Raw genomic sequence first — 1,035 nt, forward strand, 5'->3', positions numbered from 1 at the left:
ACCGGAATTCAACTGCTCAAAACATTAATGAAACTATACCCTACCCTCAATATAGTTGTTCAAAGCGCTAATATCAAAGCCTTAATCCGTTTAAAACCTGCTATTAATGAACATGAAGGAGGCTTTACCATCGTAGATAAAAGCCTGCCCCAAAAAGAAATGTTAATTAAAGTTGACTGGTCACTTCAGGGATTGATTTACACCCCCAAAGCGATGCGAAATGGCTTGGAAATCAAATCCGAATGGCTAGACGTTCTAACCTTAGCCTTTGAAGAAGGATTACAGGATAGAACCATTGCTCAGCGGATGCAAATCTCCGAGCGCACCGTGCGTAACTATTGGACTAAAGTTCAAGACGTTTTAGGGGTTTATCCAAAACCCGGTGAAAATATTCGCATTAAAACCGAGAAGCGGGCAAGAGAAGTCGGTCTAATCGATTGAGACATGAAACGTTTTACTGAGGAGGAAATTCAAACCTGGCGGGTAGGATTTATTCCAGGACTAGTCGTGATCGGACTAGTAATCCTATTTCGCATCACTGGCGTCCTGCAAAGTCTAGAATTGATTGCTCTCGATAGTTTTCTCCGTTGGCGTCCTAGGGAATCTATTGATAAAAGAATTCTAATTGTTGGTATTAATGAACAAGACATCCAAGGCATAGGTACCTATCCCATACCCGATCGAGACTTAGCATCACTGCTGAGAAAACTAGCAACCTATAAGCCTAGAGCTATTGGTATTGACATCGTCAGAGATTTACCCGTTGATCCTGGTTACACTGACTTAGTCGCAGCATTTCAGGCTATCAAAACAGTGATTGGCATTGAAAAAGCCTTACCTGACCAATATGGCAATACCATTAATCCACCACCCACCTTACCCCCCGAACAAGTTGGCTTTGCCGATGTGATACCTGACGCTGACGGACACATCAGGCGCAGTTTACTAGGAACTTCAAATCGGGAAGGAGAGTATAAATTTTCTCTAGCTATACTGCTAGCAAAAGCGTATTTATCTAAAGAAGGAATTTCCCTA

1 protein-coding gene and 1 pseudogene are annotated in these 1,035 nt (G+C 42.2%); both read left to right on the plus strand.

The window, feature by feature from the left end:
• A pseudogene (locus F6K51_RS38125) lies at window positions 1-441 on the plus strand (DNA-binding response regulator); the annotation flags it as partial.
• A 3-nt stretch (window positions 442-444) separates the two neighbouring features.
• Window positions 445-1,035 (plus strand): CHASE2 domain-containing protein (locus tag F6K51_RS38130; RefSeq protein ID WP_293031575.1); only part of this gene is annotated, 591 nt, incomplete at its 3' end.

Origin of the sequence: Moorena sp. SIO3I8 (genome assembly GCF_010692325.1) — a bacterium.
Taxonomy (GTDB): domain Bacteria; phylum Cyanobacteriota; class Cyanobacteriia; order Cyanobacteriales; family Coleofasciculaceae; genus Moorena.